16 protein-coding genes are annotated in these 15,157 nt (G+C 58.5%); 12 read left to right on the forward strand and 4 right to left on the reverse strand.

Annotation, left to right across the window (positions count from 1 at the left end; genetic code table 11):
• Positions 1-117: 117 nt before the first annotated feature.
• From IEV82_RS22585 to IEV82_RS22615, 7 genes are all read left to right on the forward strand, one after another.
• A complete protein-coding gene (locus tag IEV82_RS22585) occupies positions 118-873 on the forward strand; it encodes a YdcF family protein (RefSeq protein WP_188484349.1) in 756 nt (251 codons plus the stop codon).
• 223 nt (positions 874-1,096) lie between these two features.
• Positions 1,097-1,684 (forward strand): hypothetical protein, encoded by a 588-nt coding sequence (locus tag IEV82_RS22590; protein WP_188484350.1) that lies wholly within the window; start codon positions 1,097-1,099, stop codon positions 1,682-1,684.
• Positions 1,685-2,380: 696 nt separating this feature from the next.
• Positions 2,381-2,716, forward strand: coding sequence for a hypothetical protein (locus IEV82_RS22595; protein ID WP_188484351.1), 336 nt, complete (start codon positions 2,381-2,383; stop codon positions 2,714-2,716).
• Positions 2,717-2,767: 51 nt separating this feature from the next.
• Positions 2,768-3,466: a L,D-transpeptidase gene (locus IEV82_RS22600; protein WP_188484352.1), complete on the forward strand. Its 699-nt coding sequence runs from the start codon at positions 2,768-2,770 to the stop codon at positions 3,464-3,466.
• Between the two features lie 379 nt (positions 3,467-3,845).
• Positions 3,846-4,478, forward strand: a complete 633-nt coding sequence (locus IEV82_RS22605) for a tyrosine-type recombinase/integrase (RefSeq protein ID WP_188484353.1) — start codon at positions 3,846-3,848, stop codon at positions 4,476-4,478.
• An 89-nt stretch (positions 4,479-4,567) separates the two neighbouring features.
• Positions 4,568-4,819 carry a type II toxin-antitoxin system RelE family toxin gene (locus tag IEV82_RS22610; RefSeq protein ID WP_188484354.1) on the forward strand — a complete coding sequence of 84 codons (252 nt, stop codon included), beginning with the start codon at positions 4,568-4,570 and terminating at the stop codon, positions 4,817-4,819.
• An 11-nt stretch (positions 4,820-4,830) separates the two neighbouring features.
• Positions 4,831-5,175, forward strand: coding sequence for a helix-turn-helix transcriptional regulator (locus tag IEV82_RS22615; protein WP_188484355.1), 345 nt, complete (start codon positions 4,831-4,833; stop codon positions 5,173-5,175).
• A 357-nt stretch (positions 5,176-5,532) separates the two neighbouring features.
• Here IEV82_RS22615 and IEV82_RS22620 read toward each other — a convergent pair whose 3' ends face one another.
• The 4 genes from IEV82_RS22620 to IEV82_RS22635 all read right to left on the reverse strand — a co-directional run bounded on the left by IEV82_RS22620 (position 5,533) and on the right by IEV82_RS22635 (position 8,815).
• Positions 5,533-5,910 (reverse strand): hypothetical protein, encoded by a 378-nt coding sequence (locus IEV82_RS22620; RefSeq protein WP_188484356.1) that lies wholly within the window; start codon positions 5,908-5,910, stop codon positions 5,533-5,535.
• Positions 5,911-6,038: 128 nt separating this feature from the next.
• Positions 6,039-6,518, reverse strand: a complete 480-nt coding sequence (locus IEV82_RS22625; RefSeq protein ID WP_188484357.1) for a hypothetical protein — start codon at positions 6,516-6,518, stop codon at positions 6,039-6,041.
• Positions 6,515-7,486: a hypothetical protein gene (locus IEV82_RS22630; protein WP_188484358.1), complete on the reverse strand. Its 972-nt coding sequence runs from the start codon at positions 7,484-7,486 to the stop codon at positions 6,515-6,517. Before IEV82_RS22630 ends, IEV82_RS22625 begins: the two co-directional genes overlap by 4 nt.
• Positions 7,487-7,978: 492 nt before the next feature.
• Positions 7,979-8,815: an IclR family transcriptional regulator gene (locus tag IEV82_RS22635; RefSeq protein ID WP_188484359.1), complete on the reverse strand. Its 837-nt coding sequence runs from the start codon at positions 8,813-8,815 to the stop codon at positions 7,979-7,981.
• A 187-nt stretch (positions 8,816-9,002) separates the two neighbouring features.
• On the opposite strand from IEV82_RS22635, the gene IEV82_RS24110 reads away from it, so the two are divergent.
• The 5 genes from IEV82_RS24110 (at position 9,003) to IEV82_RS22660 (ending at position 14,950) form a co-directional block, all read left to right on the forward strand.
• On the forward strand, positions 9,003-9,398 hold the full coding sequence (locus IEV82_RS24110; protein ID WP_373285263.1) for a tripartite tricarboxylate transporter TctB family protein: 396 nt from the start codon (positions 9,003-9,005) through the stop codon (positions 9,396-9,398).
• A gap of 56 nt (positions 9,399-9,454) precedes the next feature.
• Positions 9,455-10,900 carry a tripartite tricarboxylate transporter permease gene (locus IEV82_RS22645; protein WP_373285264.1) on the forward strand — a complete coding sequence of 482 codons (1,446 nt, stop codon included), beginning with the start codon at positions 9,455-9,457 and terminating at the stop codon, positions 10,898-10,900.
• A 74-nt stretch (positions 10,901-10,974) separates the two neighbouring features.
• Positions 10,975-11,940 (forward strand): Bug family tripartite tricarboxylate transporter substrate binding protein, encoded by a 966-nt coding sequence (locus tag IEV82_RS22650; RefSeq protein WP_188484362.1) that lies wholly within the window; start codon positions 10,975-10,977, stop codon positions 11,938-11,940.
• Positions 11,941-12,060: 120 nt separating this feature from the next.
• Complete coding sequence (locus IEV82_RS22655) at positions 12,061-13,686, forward strand: gamma-glutamyltransferase family protein (RefSeq protein WP_229747985.1); 1,626 nt, start codon at positions 12,061-12,063, stop codon at positions 13,684-13,686.
• Between the two features lie 7 nt (positions 13,687-13,693).
• Entirely contained in the window at positions 13,694-14,950 is a 1,257-nt protein-coding gene (locus IEV82_RS22660) for an NAD(P)/FAD-dependent oxidoreductase (RefSeq protein WP_188484364.1), read from the forward strand.
• The last annotated feature ends 207 nt before the right edge of the window (positions 14,951-15,157 follow it).

Raw genomic sequence — 15,157 nt, forward strand, 5'->3', positions numbered from 1 at the left:
CCGACATCATCGCCCGCATCTCCGATATGCCGGTCTCGCGCCTGCACGAGTTGCTGCCGTGGGAATGGGACGGGGCCACGCCCCTGGTCAAGGTCGCTTGACCGCGGCCTCCAGCGAATGCTTACACCGGAAAGCTGGCTGGTCGTTCTGCTCTTGCTTGCCCTGCTTGCGAGCAGGGCCGACAACAGGATTTGGGGCCGTCGATTTCTCCTTGCGGCTCTCGTCTTTACCCTGGTGATCGGAACACTCCCCTTGGGAGCTCTGCTTCTGCGTCCACTTGAAACGCAGTTCCAGCCAAATCCGGCTGTGTCTGATCCCGCCGGGATCCTCATTCTGGGTGGCGGGGAAGACGGCTCTGCCATGCTGGCAACCGGGCTTGCTGGCGTCAACGAGGCTGGTGACCGCTTCCTCGCCGGAATAGCCCTTGCTCGCACCTATCCAGAGGCCGGAGTTGTCTTCACAGGTGGCAGTGGGAAATTGCTTGGGCATGGGGTCCCTGGCGCTGACTTGGCAGAACAAATCCTTGCAGAGGCAGGGGTCAACAGCGACCGTATCTTGCTGGAAAACCGCTCCCGAAACACGGCCGAAAACGCCGCCAACACGCGAGTCCTGGTTTCTGACGATATCACAGGGCCTTGGCTGCTGGTCACCTCCGCCTTTCACATGCCGCGGGCCGTTGGTACGTTTTGCGCTGCCGGATGGCGAAACATCATACCCTATCCGGTTGATTATCGTGGCATTGGAAGCCTTGAGATCGGCTGGGACCTCGGAGGCCGGCTCTCCGTGCTCAACATCGCAGTCAAGGAGTGGATTGGCTTGATGGCGTACCGCGTCACCGGGCGAAGCACGCAGCTTTTTGTGGCCGCATGTTGAACGGCATCCTGACACCCCTGAAAATCCGGTGCTCAAGAAAGCTTTCCACTGCCTCTGAGTATGAACCCAATTGAACACAACCCGTAGTGTGAACTTTTGGAAAAGCACTCTCCAACCACCTTTGTGACACTGCGAAAGGTGATGACGGCATCGACCAAGGATGTCTGTTGGGGTTGCGGGCTGATATCGAGGCAAACCGAAGGTGGAACATTGTTTCAGTACAATGGATACAAAAGGCTTGATCGGTGCGATACCGGGCTTCAATGTGGTCGGAAAGGTATTCTTTTGGGAAAATTCGATCAAGGGAGCGCTGACCATGCCCGTGCCTCAGGCCATTCTCGATCAAGGCAATAACTATCACAAGACAAACGTTATCACGATTGAATTTGACGCGCCTCGTGCTGGTCAGGGTGCCGGTGCCGCGCCGCGCCATTTGGCGAAACGGTTCCACTGTTATGTGGAATTGTATTTTCAAGCCAAGCATTCGAATTTGATCCGGGGGTATTGTGATTCAAAGAAAATTGCGCGTCGCAACGACACGGGCGAGATGTGTGACGAAGGACAGACAGCCGAGGTCGCATTGGGTGCGAGTGGTTTTTATGCTGCGCGCAGCCGTACCGCGGCCGACATTGTTTACCACGACATGCGTCGAAAATGGGCGGGCCCTCAGGGTCCAGGGTCGATCATCGGTGCTGGGCGGCACGATTGTGGTGTTCAAAAACATATTCAGGCCGACGGATTCCAATATGAAGTCAGCTATTACTATAACGGCGAGGCGTATCTGTTCTATCACGTCTACCCGCCACACTGACGCGCGACTCAAGCCATGAAAGCTCCACCACCGACATTGCGACCCGGTGAGGGAAACCAGCTCAACCACTGCATCTGAAATGCCCGTACGTTGAAGACAACTCATCAACGATCGAGTTGTCTGGTTATGCGATCCGGGGGTCGGCTTCGATCTAACTCATCAGGTCCTCGACTTCCTGCCGTCACGCATGACGTACTTGCCTTGCGAGTTGCGAAATCGGGCGATGTCGGGGGGGCATCTGACTTGTCGTGGTTGACGGCTCGCAATGCCAGCCGTCAGGCAAGCCATCCTCAGCGCTCTGGCGAGATCACCACCAGAACGGTGTCCTCATTGTGAAAGGCGCATCGCAGAACGCCCAGTTAGAAATCTGCCGAATTGGAGCTAGTATTCTGCACCTGACATAAGGTCCCCGATGTATACAGCGTGTCGGGCACTTGTTCGGCACCCTTAAGCAAAAGCGTCAGACGACGGCTGTCAGCCCTGAGCGGACGCACAGTCCTTGGTTCGAACTTGCAACTGCTGTCCTTCACCGGCAGGCTGGTCACTGTCGGCTGTGCGGGACAAAGCGTGAATCCGCTGTCCCCGTGTGGATGTCAGGTCTCATGAGTATCGGTATTTTCACATGTGCGTGATGTTCAATAATCGGATAAGTCCATTCCCATTTATTGAGGTTGTAGTTCTAAATGGTATCTGTGAATGAACCGCATGAGTATTTTTCGGCGCGGCCTGATTGTGATCCTTGCGGTGCTTCTCCTTCCCTGGGGGGCCTTTGGTGCGACCGTCACTTTGGTCAAAACCTCGAATATTTCTGACGCCTTTGTCTCCGATCATGCAGACGTAATCGTATCGGTGAAGCGCAAATGCCGCACCGCGACCATGCCAAGCTCACCCTGCGGGCCGGATATCGCCGTTCAGTTGAGCGTTGCGACGTTTGCTGCGACAAATGTCGCTGAAGGAATGTTTCTCAAAGAAACTTGGCAGGGTGTCAGCCAGATACATGCCCCGCCAACAGGTCCTCCGCGGTTTTCGTGACCGAGCGGCGCACCAAGCGCCACGCCCGTCACGAAAACAAGGACAAACCAAATGCTGACACGTCGAAAGTTCATTGCCCTCGGGGCGGTAGCAGGCCTTGCTGCCTGTACCCAACCCGAAACCACCATCGTCACGCGCAAGGCGCCAGTTACGCCACAGTATCCGTCACTACCGGCGTTCTACGGTGCCATCACAGACGAGCCCTATCCAATCCAGGCTATACCAGAAGGAAAGCTGGCACCTGAGTATTGGCGTCGGGAGGTTGCCAATCCTTGGCGCGATCATCCGCGGGGAACGATTGTCGTCGATCCTGACGCTGCTATCCTCCATTTCATTGAAACCTCAGACCGCGCCATGCGCTATGGAGTCAGTGTAGGAGCAGCGGGATTTGCTTGGGAGGGGACGGCACGGCTTCAGTTTTGTCGCAAATGGCCACGCTGGAAAGTGCCTGAAACGATGATCGCTCGGAAGCCGGAGCTAGAACCCTACTCGGTTGCCAATGGCGGCATGGAACCGGGCCCAGGTAATCCCATGGGTGCGCGCGCGCTTTATCTTTTTCAAGACGGAATCGATACGCTTTATCGCGTCCACGGCGACGCCTCCTCCCAAGAACTTGGGCGCGCCGTCTCATCTGGCTGCATCCGCATGCTCAATCAGGATGTTATCGATCTGCACAGTCGCGCAGTTCACGGCGCATCGGTGATTGTATTGCCATCCATGCAGCCAGACCGCCTAAGCGGCGTATACTGAGAAAGGGACCGCTATAGGTTGACGCGCGAGTGGCCTTCGCTGAAGCAGTCGTTCGTGCGTCCCGCAGCGTCATGCATGATGGGCTCTCTCCCGGCATTAGCTGCACTTTACACGAATGGCCGCTGTCGGGAAATGGCACAGACTTTGCAAACTCCGCTCTTGCGCATTGCTGACCTTGGTGGTTGGTGCAGCATGGTGGGGCGTTGAACCTGAGCCCTGCATGGCCGCTCTCATGTGTTTGACAGTGTGCCTTCGCAGGTGCAGCTGATTCACACTTTCCGCCCGACGTGATTTATCAGATCTTGAACGGCGGTGAGTGTTAGGCTGTCCTGTCGGCATGGCCGAAGACGTGGCGGGTTTGGGGGACAGGAGAGAAGTCATGTCCATCGAAACCTTACCCGCCCTTCGTCCTACACGCGCGCCTTGGAACAAGGGGCGCATTGTCGGCCAGAAGCGCCCGCTTCTGCCCAAGCATGTCTGGTCCATACGTGTCCGTCTGGAAATGGCAGACAACAGGCGCGATCTTGCGCTGTTCAACATGGCCATCGATTGCAAGCTCCGGGGTTGCGATCTGGTCTGCCTGAGGGTGAACGATGTTTACGCTGCGGGTCGTGTCAAAGAACGTGCTTCGGTCACACAGAGCAAAACGCGCAAGCCTGTCCGATTCGAGATCACTGAAACGACGCGCCTGTCATTGGAACGATGGATCAAGGATCCCGAAATGATCGGTTGCGAATATCTCTGGCCCAGCCGCCTGCACGCAAGCCCGCATCTGTCGACGCGGCAATATGCGCGGATCATGCGCGATTGGGTGCTCTCGATCGGGTTGGAACCAAGCGCCTACGGCACCCATTCGATGCGGCGCACGAAGGTTGCCCAGATTTATGAGAAGACCGGCAACCTGCGCGCTGTTCAACTGCTTCTTGGCCACACGAAGATGGACAGCACTGTGCGTTATCTCGGCGTTGATCTGGATGATGCCTTGTCCTTGTCGGAGGGGATCGACTTGTGAGCTGTGCCTGGCCGTTTCAGGTCGGCCAGGCATGTCGCTGAAAGCGACATTTTCTTGACTTTGCACCGCGTGTCGCCTAAAGCTACAGCATGAAGCAGATCAGCTATACGAAAGCCGCTATTCGGGCGTTGCGGCGGATGCCTGCGAATACGGCCACGCTGATCCGTACCAAGATCGAGGCGTATGCGACAGACCCAGCCTCGCAGGCCAACAACCTGAAATCCCTCAAAGGCCGAGAGGGGATCCGGCTGCGTATCGGGGCTTGGCGGGTGATCATGGACGATCAGGGCAACGTCCTGGCCGTGCTGGACATCGGTCCTCGGGGCGGCATCTATGACTGAAAGGGCATGACATGAACGAGATGGTGACAATCCCGCGCGAAGAATATGACCGCTTGCGGGCCGCGGCCGAAGATCTGGCCGATCTTCAGACCTACGACCGCGCCAAGGCCGCACTTGCAGCGGGCGAGGATGAACTGATCCCCGCGGATTACGTGAACCGGCTGCTGAACGGCGAAAACGCTTTGCGCGTCTACCGGGACCTGCGCGGGATGACGCAAGCCGCCTTGGCCGAAAAGGCGGGCGTGAATCGCGTGACCGTGGCCGAGATCGAAACCGGCCGTAAGCAGGGTTCTATCGCGACCCTGCGCGCGTTGTCCGAAGCGCTCGGCGTGACCTTGGATGATCTAGCCGAGTAAAGTCGGCCCAGAGCCGACCTTCAAGCGTCTCGCGGCCAATGTCCCCTTCCAGGCCCAAAATGGACATTCATTCTGCACCTGCATCCGATGGCGGCGCCCGCAGACCCGGCGGAAAGCCGATGGACGGAGGTGCATCAATTAACCGGCAGCATTCGACCGAAGCCGACGCTCACCCCAGCCTGTCTTCACATTTCCTCAAGCTGGTACACAGGTTGTACTGCGGGGATGAAGGTTGTCACCGGCACTGGCGAGCCGCTGGAAGTTGGTCTGTGCCGGTTCGGGGGGGCTCAGAGGTTTCGAATGCCCCCCCTGAAGGAAAATGACCGAATGGTGCGCCAAAGGTCTGCGCTGCGCCGCTCATTCGGCAGCAAAGGTTGCGTCGATCTGGATCATGAACTCCGCCACTTCGAACTGCTGGACAACGATCTGACCAGTTTCGACCCCGATGCCAGAGAACAAGAGCCGCCCATCAAAAAGCATACTGTCGTCGACCTCATAGCCGCCAGCGATAAGCGCAGCCTGCCATTCGTCAAACAAGGGCAACGGGTCTGTCTCTACCAGAATCTGTAGGATATGCGTGGAAGAGCCGATCTGCTGTTCAAGCATGATTTCGTGTTCATCCGGCAGGGTGATGCCGTGGGGAATCCACGCGCGGGTCTCGGCCGCTGTGGCCAAGGGCAAGGCGAAAAGTCCGACAAGAACAAGGCTGGCGCATCGCCGAAGTAATGATTGCATGATGATCTCCTGGATAGGCCCGCTTGCGAACAAGACGACCCGTTTTAGGGTAAAGGCGTTGCGTGTTGACCTGAAATGCCCAAGTGGATTTCGACTTGATGGCAAAAGCTCCTGATTGTTTCGGCCTGTCATCTGGCTCTTGCTTGCGCCAACCAGTCATTGATCTTCTGGGCCAGCGGTGCCATGCCGCCCTGTGACACGCCCCAGCCTGTCAGAGGAATGCGGGTGGCAGGCCGGGTGTTGGTGAACACAAGGTCAATTGCACCGCTTCCGCGACGCGGATTGCGCGACAGCTCTGCGCTGTCGAGATCAACTAGCGCAAATGCCTCGACCCGCGTGCCTGTCAAAGTCCTCCGCGTCAGACGCACTGTGCCCACCTGCGCGTCCAGCACAAGGTCGGCACGTTCGGATATCCGCAGAAAGGCCCAGCCGAAGAACCCGCCGAATATGACGATCAGCATTAGGCCGCTGGTGGTGCTGCCCGATACCACCTCAAACAGGCCCACCAGCAAAACGATCCCGACGGGAAGTCCCATGACCCACAACAGAAAACGCGGCAGTTGCACGGAAATCACCAGCTTCTCTGCCGTGTCGGTGTGCACACTCATGCCTTCGGCCCCCCAAAATCCTGCAACCAAGCATTGATCTGCGATGCGATCCGCTTTGCCTCTGCCTCGGGCATGCCAAGGGGTGACAGGCTGATGGTCATGTTTGGGCGGGTGTTGCGGAACAACAGATCCACATTGGCGCTGCGCTTGTTTGAGGTCTGCACCATTTTGACACGGGCCTGTTCGATCAGTTCAGCCCCGTCGAAATGCCGTAGCGGCAGTAGCCACGTCGTCTTGCCCAGCATATTGCTGCGCCTCATCGAGATCACGCCAGCCGCAGGGTCGAACGTCAGATCCAGCCGAACCAACACTTTTTCCAGCCAGACATATCCCGCCCCGCCACCAATTGCGATCAACAGCGCCGCCCGCACCACTTCACCGGAAAACAGGGCCACTGGCGCGTTGAGAATAACGAAAGCACAAGCTACGATTGCCAGCCATGCAAGAGGCAGCACGGGAACCGTGATCTCCAGCCTCTGTTTTTCGGCCACGGCGACGGTCTCCTGCCCCAGCCACTGGTTGATGGCATGTTCGCTGTCCAGAACATCCTCCGTTCGCAATTTGAACGCAGCAAGGCGTATTTGCGCTGGTTCACCGGCATCATCCAGATGCAAGACAAGCGCCCTTTGCGCTTCACCATTATCGGTATCAAGCTTGGCGTCACAGGCTACCGATGTCAGACGCGACAGCGGCGTGTCGATCCACACGCCCTTGGTGTCATGATAAGCGATGCGATCTGCGTCACGGTCCAGCACAAGTGAAAAGCTGATCAGGAATTGTCGGAACACCAGCCAGCCCATCACTGCACCGAGACCAACAGCAATGAGGGCCGTCATCCATTCGCCTTCCAGAAGTCCCGCGAGGCCCCATCCGGCCAGACCAAAGAGAATGCAACCGAAGACAACCGCCCAAAATACAGGCCGATGGTAGATTTCCAGCTTCGCAGGCGTGCTCGAGTGGATCTTCATGTCGGAACGGCCTCCTTCAAAGGGTTACTTCAATTTGTGATCCTTGCGCGGCGTACGTAGCAGCCTTACCGTGATCCGAGGGCTTAGCCAGAGCAAACAAATTCTGTGCCGACAATCGGAAGTGGCAACAGTTGCAATATCGATGTCGTTCCGGATAGGTTTCGAACTCTCGAACGCCGGTATGGGACTTAATTCGATTGTGACCCGAGAGAATCGAGATCAGCCCGTGCGACCACGCCGAGCCTTTCCCGCGATTTCAATGTTGAGGATATTGATGCTGCGTCGATGGTGAACGGCCGGTTCAGTGAAGCCGCTACGCAGCATGCCATCCAACCTGAACGGCAGAAGAGGGCCGGGTGTGTCGTGAAGAGCGGGCGTAGTTTGCAGTTTTGCAGGGTCTAGCTCTCTGCGCATTGCCGACGCTCGGACCGTTGTCCGAAGGTTGAAGGCGCCCCAGATGTAGGCTGGGAATCTTGTGTCAGGTGCAGAACACTAGCGTTCCCAGCCATTGGCGGAGATTGCCCTCGCAGTTTCGACCACGATCGGCGCAAGCTCTTCGACCATCCGCTCCGGTGTCCAGCGCGGTGTTGCGACGGCAATGTTCACAGCCGCGCTGACTCTGCCGTCCTTGCGAAAGATCGGGGCGGCGATCGAAAGATCCCCCACGAAATACTCCTGGAACGCGGTCTCGAACCCATCTCGGCGGATTGCCTCCAGCCGAGTGCGGATCGCATCGGGGTCGGTGATTGTGTGATCCGTGTACTGTCTGAGCCTGGAGCCGGACAAGATGTCATCGACCACGGCTTCTGGAAGATGCGCCATCATCGCCCGTCCGGGTGAGGTGCAGAAGATCGGCAAACGCGATCCGATAACGAGATCCGCGCTGATGACGCTGGTGCTCGGGAAGCGCGACACGAAGATGATCTGATCGTCATCACGCCGCGTCAGGTTCACGGTCTCGCCGGTTCGTCGACTGGCTTCCTGCAAATGGGAAAACGCCACGCTGACAATGGGGTCGTTGCGCAGATAGGCACAGGCAAAATCCAGCATCCGGGCCGTGAGCCGATAGCGCCGAGTGGCCGCGTCCTGCCGCAAGTATCCCAACGCTTTCAAGGTATGAACAAAGCGTTGCGCCGCACTGCGGCCAATACCGGTGCGTTCGGCGATCTCAGCGAGGCTGAGGGGATCACTGCATTCCCGGAAGGCATACAGCACGCTGAATGCTTTGCGCACCGCGCCGACATACAGCCTGTCGTCGCCGTCGGTCGGCTCCGGAGGCAAAGCGGACGATGCACGATCGTCGATACCGTTTGAAGCGTTTTTTGTCATCGCTGCCTCATGTCAGAGAAGTGCCAAAGTTGTCAAAACCCACAATTGACAGGTTCTACCCATGAGCATATCGTAAATCAATCACTTGTAATTGCATAGCAATATTAAGGTGGGTGAATTGCAACGACTGAAAAACCGGGATGTCATTTGTGCGGCCGTCCTTGTGCTGTTTTCGATGGCGGCATGGATGCAGGCGATTGCGCTTCCCGCGCGTGCATCGCTTTTTCCGCGCCTTGAAATCGCACTGCTTTTCGGTCTTTCCGTTGTGTACCTGGTGCGATCTCTTTGGCGGGCACAGCCCGTGCAGAGCGCCGAGCCCTTCTTTCGAAACCTGGGCCGTCTGCTTGTCGCGTTGGTCTTGATCTCCTGCTACGTTTTCATCTTTCCGCGCATCGGGTTTTTCACCGCGACATTTGTCTTCATCCCGGTTTTCTCCTTTGTCATCGGCTTTCGCGACGCAAAAACGCTTCTACTTGGAGCGGTGCTGTTCACGGTCTCCGCATGGGTGGTCTTTGTGGTGCTGCTGGGACGACGGTTACCCCCAGAGGCGCTTTTGTCGGCCATCTTCGGGGGTGGTGCATGATCGAAGATCTGATCGGTGCCGGGTTCGCCCTGATGACCTGGAGCAACGTTGCCGCGATGGTGTTCGGAACATTGATCGGCATCGTGATCGGTGCCTTGCCGGGACTGACGACAACGATCGGCCTTGCCATCCTGATCCCGCTGTCCTTCGGACTGAGTCCGCTTGTCGCCTTGGGTCTTATGGCGGGCTTGTACAACGGATCCATGTATGGCGGTGCCATACCAGCGATCCTGCTCAATATTCCGGGAACACCGGCCGCAATTGCCACGACTTTTGATGGGTATCCCATGACCGAGCAGGGGAATGCGGCGTCCGCACTGCGTGTGGCGTGCTTTTCATCTGCCGTCGGCGGCTTCAGCTCTGCACTCGCGCTTTTGCTCCTGGCGCCGCCCTTGTCGCTTGTGACACTGGCTTTCGGTCCGCCCGAATATTTCTGGATCGCAACCTTCGGATTGGTGTCCATCGCCGTTCTGATCGGGGGCGACCCGATCAAGGGCATGATCAGCGCATTGCTGGGATTGCTGATTTCCAGCGTGGGAATGGATACTGTCACCGGACGTATCCGTTTTTCCTTTGGACGGCTGGAGCTGGTGGACGGCGTGAACATCGTCGTGGTGCTCATCGGTCTCTTCGCTTTGCCGCGCGTTCTGCAAATGGCCGAGGATGCCGTAACGCGAGGCGTGCGTGTCTCGGACCTCAAAATTGGCCGTGGTCAGTCGACACCTTTCCCGATAGCGCACTTGATACCCACATGGATACGTTCCAGCGTGATTGGCATCATGGTTGGGATCCTGCCCGGGGCAGGCGGCAATATCGCCGCCTTCCTGAGCTACAACGAAGCCAAGCGGTCAGATCGTGACCCCGAAAGTTTCGGCAAGGGCAATCCCAAAGGCGTCGCCGCAGCCGAAGCGGGCAACAGTTCGGACAACGCGGCCTCGATGATTCCGACTTTGACCCTTGGCGTGCCTGGCAACGCGATTGCCGCCTTGATCATGGGCGGATTGCTGGTTCACGGACTGCAGCCAGGGCCGTCGCTTTTCCGCGATAACGGGGAAATCGTCTACGGCTTCGTGCTGCAAATGATGATCACGTCCGTCCTGCTATTCGCCCTCGGCGGAATGATCGCCACGCGCATTTTTGCCCAGGTCCTGAGGGTGCCGCAGGTCATGTTGGCCCCGATGATCGTCGCCCTGATGTGCCTGGGTCTTTATACCGTCAACAACAGTCAGTTCGAACTGTTCATGATGATCGGCTTTGGCGTCTTCGGTTATATCCTGATGCGGATGCAGTTTCCTCTGCCGCCCTTGATCTTGGGTGTGATCCTGGGCGGGATGGCAGAGCAGAACTTGCGCACGGCATTGCTGATTTCGCGGGGGGACTGGTGGCATTTGCTGGCAAGCCCGATTTCCAAGACCATCGCAGGATTGGTCGTGCTTGTCTTGCTGGTCCCGCTCTATCGACACGTGCGTGAACGCCAATCCGAGGCGTTGAAAAATGGGTGACTCCTTTCCTTGCTGTCCCGGTGCCGTGGCAAGGAAAGCTGACGACAACATGCACCGCAACAGGGAGTAAAACGATGAAATTCGTGACATCAATGCTGACGACGAGCGTGTTTGCACTTTCGAGCGTCGCAGCTTTTGCCCAATCTGATTATCCAACACGCCAGATTGAACTGATGGTCGGGTTCTCGGCTGGCGGCAACCTCGATATCCTGGCCCGTCAGGCTGAACCCTTTCTCGAAAAGCACATGGGGGGCGCTGACATCGTGGTCATCAACCGACCTGGTGCGGGCGGCGCCTTGATGCAGACCCAGCTGGCCGGTGCGGAACCGGACGGCTACACGCTCGGCCTTCTGTCGATGCCGGGCGTGGTCACCGTTCTGTTCGGTGGCGACGTCGATTATGAGATCGACGACTTCGAATATTCCGGCACATTCACGTTCGAGCCCCACAGCATCATGGTCGGAACGGACACGCCCTACGAGACGCCGGAAGATCTTGTTGCAGCCGCGCGCGAAAATCCCGGTACCATCACGATCGGTGGCGCGGGCATCGGGTCGGCGGCACATCTGGCCGTCAAGGTTCTGGAACGCGCGGCGGATGTCGAGTTTGCGTTCATCCCATCCCCCGGTTCGGCGGAGATGCAAAACCAGGTCATGGGCGGCCATATCGAAGGCGGCGTGACCACCATCAGTTCATCCTACACGCGCCACCAGGAAAACCAGGCGCGCGTCATCGGGACATTGTCCTCCGAGCGGACCACCGTTGCGCCTGAAATCGCAACATTTGGCGAAGCGGGCTACGAGGTTGAATGGGGGGCCCTGCGTGGTATCGCGGCGCCAAAAGGAACACCACAAGAGGTCATGGACAAGATCACCGAAGCGGTGCGTCTGACCATGGAAGACCCCGAGTTTCAGGAAATCGCCGCGCAGAACAACATGCTTCTGACATTCATGGATGGCGCGCAATTTGAAGCCAGCGTCCGCAAAATCCATTCTGATCTTGAAGAAATCTGGGCCGATGAGCCTTGGATCGAGCAGTAACCAGAATCCCGAGACGGGCCGTCTAGTCGGCCCGTCCTTCTTTATAACGAGATGAGCCCCATGTCCCAGTTTCGTCCGGTTCTTTATGGCCGACAGCATGCAGTGTCGTCAGGCCATGCATTGGCCACCCATGCCGCAGCCGAGGTGTTGCGGGACGGCGGAAACGCAATAGATGCGGGGGTGGCGGCAGGTATAGCGCTCGGCGTGCTGGAATCCGAGCTGGTGAGCTTTGCGGGCGTCGCGCCGATCATTCTCTACAGCGCCGAACATGACCATGTCATGTCCATTAGCGGTGTGGGCCCATGGCCCAAACGGACGGACCCGACCGTGTTCCTGCGCGAACATGATGGGCAGGTGCCAGCCAGCATTTTGCGAAGTGTCGTTCCCGCGGCTCCCGATGCCTGGATTACGGCGCTTGAGCGTTACGGCACGATGAATTTTGATCAGGTCGCACATTTTGCCGTCGATTATGCGGCGAACGGGTTTCACATGTACCCGTTGATGGCGGAGTTGATCGAGAAAAACCGCCGGAACTTCGAACGCTTTGCCAGCAACGCCGCTATCTACCTGCCCGGGGGCACGGTTCCGAAAATCGGCGAGCTGTTTTTCCAGACTGATCTTGCGCAGTCGATTCAACACATGGCTGACGAAGCGCGGGCCGGGGCTGTGCGCGGCGGTCGTGCCGGCGGCTTGATGGCAGCCCGCCACGCCTTCTATCGTGGCGATCTGGCCAAGGCGATTATCGATCATCAGACATCAGAAGGTGGCTGGTTGCGCGCTGACGACCTGTCCGAGTTCCGTGTCGACGTCGAACAACCCTTGAAGATCGACTTTCACGGGACGCAGGTACATGGATGTGGCGCGTGGTCCCAGGGCGTGATGTTGCTAGAGACGCTCAAGCTGCTTGAAGGCGTCGATCTGCAAGCACTTGACCACAACAGCGCCGATTACCTGCATGTGATCACGGAGGCGATCAAGCTCGCAGCTGCAGACCGCGAGCAGTATGTCGGGGACCCTCGGCATGTGGACGTTCCCTTGGACAGGCTTCTTTCAAGTGCATACTGCGGGGCGCGTCGCGCGCTAATTGATATGGAGCGCGCAAGTCCCGTGATGCCGGAGCATGGCGAGATTGCCGTTAAGGAACCACCCATCGCCGGGCAAATGGACACGAGTTATGTCTGTGTCGTCGATCGCTTGGGGAATGCCTTTTCGGCGACGCCGAGCGATTCATCCTATAACGTGCCCGTCGTGCCGGGCTTGGGATTTGTGGTCTCGGGGCGAGGGTCGCAATCCTGGGTCGATCACACGCATGCGTCCTCGGTTGCTCCGGGTAAACGTCCGCGACTGACCCCCAACCCGGCGTTGGCGATGACCCGTGACCGGGTTATCCCGTTCGGGTCGCCGGGCGGCGACGTGCAGACCCAGGCCATGTTGCAGGTATTCTTGAACAACCTGGTGTTCGGCATGGACGTCCAGACGGCTGTGGACGCGCCGCGCATTGCGTCCTACAGCTTTCCGTCCTCTTTCACGCCGCACGAGTCCGAGCCCGGAGTTCTGAGGGTTGAGGAGCGCATTTCCGAGGAAATTCGCAAGGATCTGGCGCAAAGAGGCCACAACGTTGTCGATTGGCCGGACTCGACCTGGCTTGCCGGGTCCGTGTCGATGATCGACGCGGATCGCATGCCGGGCACGACGCGCCGCGCTGCTGCGGATCATCGGCGTGTCGGTTACGCCCAGGCTTGGTAGGCAGGACATGACACTTTCAGACACGCCCAGGACGGCGCTGGTCATCGGGGCGGGCGTGATCGGTACGGCAAGCGCGCTGCGTCTGGCCCAGGCCGGGTTGCAGACCACGCTGATTGATTGGCAAGAGCCGGGGCAGGGCGCATCTGCTGGAAATGCCGGCTCGATCAGTTCCGAATCCATCGTGCCCATTGCGCTTCCGGGAATGCTGTCACAGGTGCCCAAATGGCTGTTTGACCCGCAAGGGCCATTGCATGTCCGTTGGCGATACCTGCCGCGCGCGGCACCTTGGTTGATAAGATGGGTCCGTGCGAGCCGCCAGGAGACCGTTGATCGCTCGGCCATCGCTCTGCGCGGGTTTCTGCATTCGGCGGTTGATGATTACTGTGATCTTCTTGGACCTGAAGACTCCGCGCGGCTCATCCGGCGTCGAGGACAGTTGATCGTCTGGCGCTCGCCCCGCCAAAGTCGGAGCGAGCGCGTCGGCCATGCGCTGCGTGAAAAGCACTCCGTCGCGATGCGGTGGGTGACACCTGCAGAAATCACCGAACTGGAACCAGCAATGGCTCCGAATTATGCGAGGGGGCTGTTGCTGGAACGACATGGGCACATGATCGACCCTGTTGCGACCGTTCAGGCCTTGGCGGCAAAATTCGAGGCTTTGGGCGGAGTCATCCGCAAGGGACGCGTGGCCGAGTTGACCCGCAATGTCAGCGGGGACGCAAGCGTCCTTCTGGAAGGTGGGGAAATCCTGCGCGCCGACCGCATCGTTCTCAGCGCCGGAGGCTGGTCCATGCGCCTGGCGGCCCGCCTGGGTCTGAATGTGCCCCTTGAAACCGAGCGCGGGTATCACGTCACTCTGCCAGGCGTAGAAAACATGTGCTCACGTCCGATCATGAATGCAGATCAGGCCTTTATTGTCACGCAGATGGCCATGGGCTTGCGTGCCGCCGGCACGGTCGAGATTGCCGGTCTTGATGCAGCGCCAAACTACGCGCGCGCGGAGACCTTGTTGAAGCACCTTAAAACCATGTTTCCGGACCTGCCGGACGCGACGCCGGAGTACTGGATGGGCTGCCGACCATCGGTTCCCGACAGCCTTCCCGTCATTGACAGGATTGCAAGCGCGCCGAACGTGATCGTGGCCTTTGGCCACGGCCACCTTGGCATGACCAGTGCACCTGCCACAGCGAGGATCGTGCGCGATCTGGCCCTTGGTGTGCGGATGAACGACGATATCACGCCCTTCAGGGCGACGCGGTTCTGACTTGCAGATTACGATGGCAGAAAGGAAGGCCGCGACGAAACAGGACCCGTTCGGTCGTTTTGAGTGCGGGCCAGTTGCGATGTAAGCATTCGCTGGAGGCCGCGGTCAAGCGACCTTGACCAGGGGCGTGGCCCCGTCCCATTCCCACGGCAGCAACTCGTGCAGGCGCGAGACCGGCATATCGGAGATGCGGGCGATGATGTCGGC

The sequence above is a fragment of the Marivita lacus genome, assembly GCF_014637725.1.
Lineage (GTDB): Bacteria > Pseudomonadota > Alphaproteobacteria > Rhodobacterales > Rhodobacteraceae > Marivita > Marivita lacus.

Excerpts from the sequence above, each read along its gene's own strand:
- IEV82_RS24110 (WP_373285263.1), top strand. The coding sequence starts at position 9,003 with ATGCAGGCGATTGCGCTTCCCGCGCGTGCATCGCTTTTTCCGCGCCTT.
- IEV82_RS22630 (WP_188484358.1), bottom strand. The coding sequence starts at position 7,486 with ATGAAGATCCACTCGAGCACGCCTGCGAAGCTGGAAATCTACCATCGG.
- IEV82_RS22585 (WP_188484349.1), top strand. The coding sequence starts at position 118 with ATGCTTACACCGGAAAGCTGGCTGGTCGTTCTGCTCTTGCTTGCCCTG.
- IEV82_RS22615 (WP_188484355.1), top strand. The coding sequence starts at position 4,831 with ATGAACGAGATGGTGACAATCCCGCGCGAAGAATATGACCGCTTGCGG.
- IEV82_RS22610 (WP_188484354.1), top strand. The coding sequence starts at position 4,568 with ATGAAGCAGATCAGCTATACGAAAGCCGCTATTCGGGCGTTGCGGCGG.
- IEV82_RS22620 (WP_188484356.1), bottom strand. The coding sequence starts at position 5,910 with ATGCAATCATTACTTCGGCGATGCGCCAGCCTTGTTCTTGTCGGACTT.
- IEV82_RS22600 (WP_188484352.1), top strand. The coding sequence starts at position 2,768 with ATGCTGACACGTCGAAAGTTCATTGCCCTCGGGGCGGTAGCAGGCCTT.
- IEV82_RS22595 (WP_188484351.1), top strand. The coding sequence starts at position 2,381 with ATGAACCGCATGAGTATTTTTCGGCGCGGCCTGATTGTGATCCTTGCG.
- IEV82_RS22625 (WP_188484357.1), bottom strand. The coding sequence starts at position 6,518 with ATGAGTGTGCACACCGACACGGCAGAGAAGCTGGTGATTTCCGTGCAA.
- IEV82_RS22650 (WP_188484362.1), top strand. The coding sequence starts at position 10,975 with ATGAAATTCGTGACATCAATGCTGACGACGAGCGTGTTTGCACTTTCG.
- IEV82_RS22590 (WP_188484350.1), top strand. The coding sequence starts at position 1,097 with ATGGATACAAAAGGCTTGATCGGTGCGATACCGGGCTTCAATGTGGTC.
- IEV82_RS22660 (WP_188484364.1), top strand. The coding sequence starts at position 13,694 with ATGACACTTTCAGACACGCCCAGGACGGCGCTGGTCATCGGGGCGGGC.
- IEV82_RS22645 (WP_373285264.1), top strand. The coding sequence starts at position 9,455 with ATGGTGTTCGGAACATTGATCGGCATCGTGATCGGTGCCTTGCCGGGA.
- IEV82_RS22635 (WP_188484359.1), bottom strand. The coding sequence starts at position 8,815 with ATGACAAAAAACGCTTCAAACGGTATCGACGATCGTGCATCGTCCGCT.
- IEV82_RS22605 (WP_188484353.1), top strand. The coding sequence starts at position 3,846 with ATGTCCATCGAAACCTTACCCGCCCTTCGTCCTACACGCGCGCCTTGG.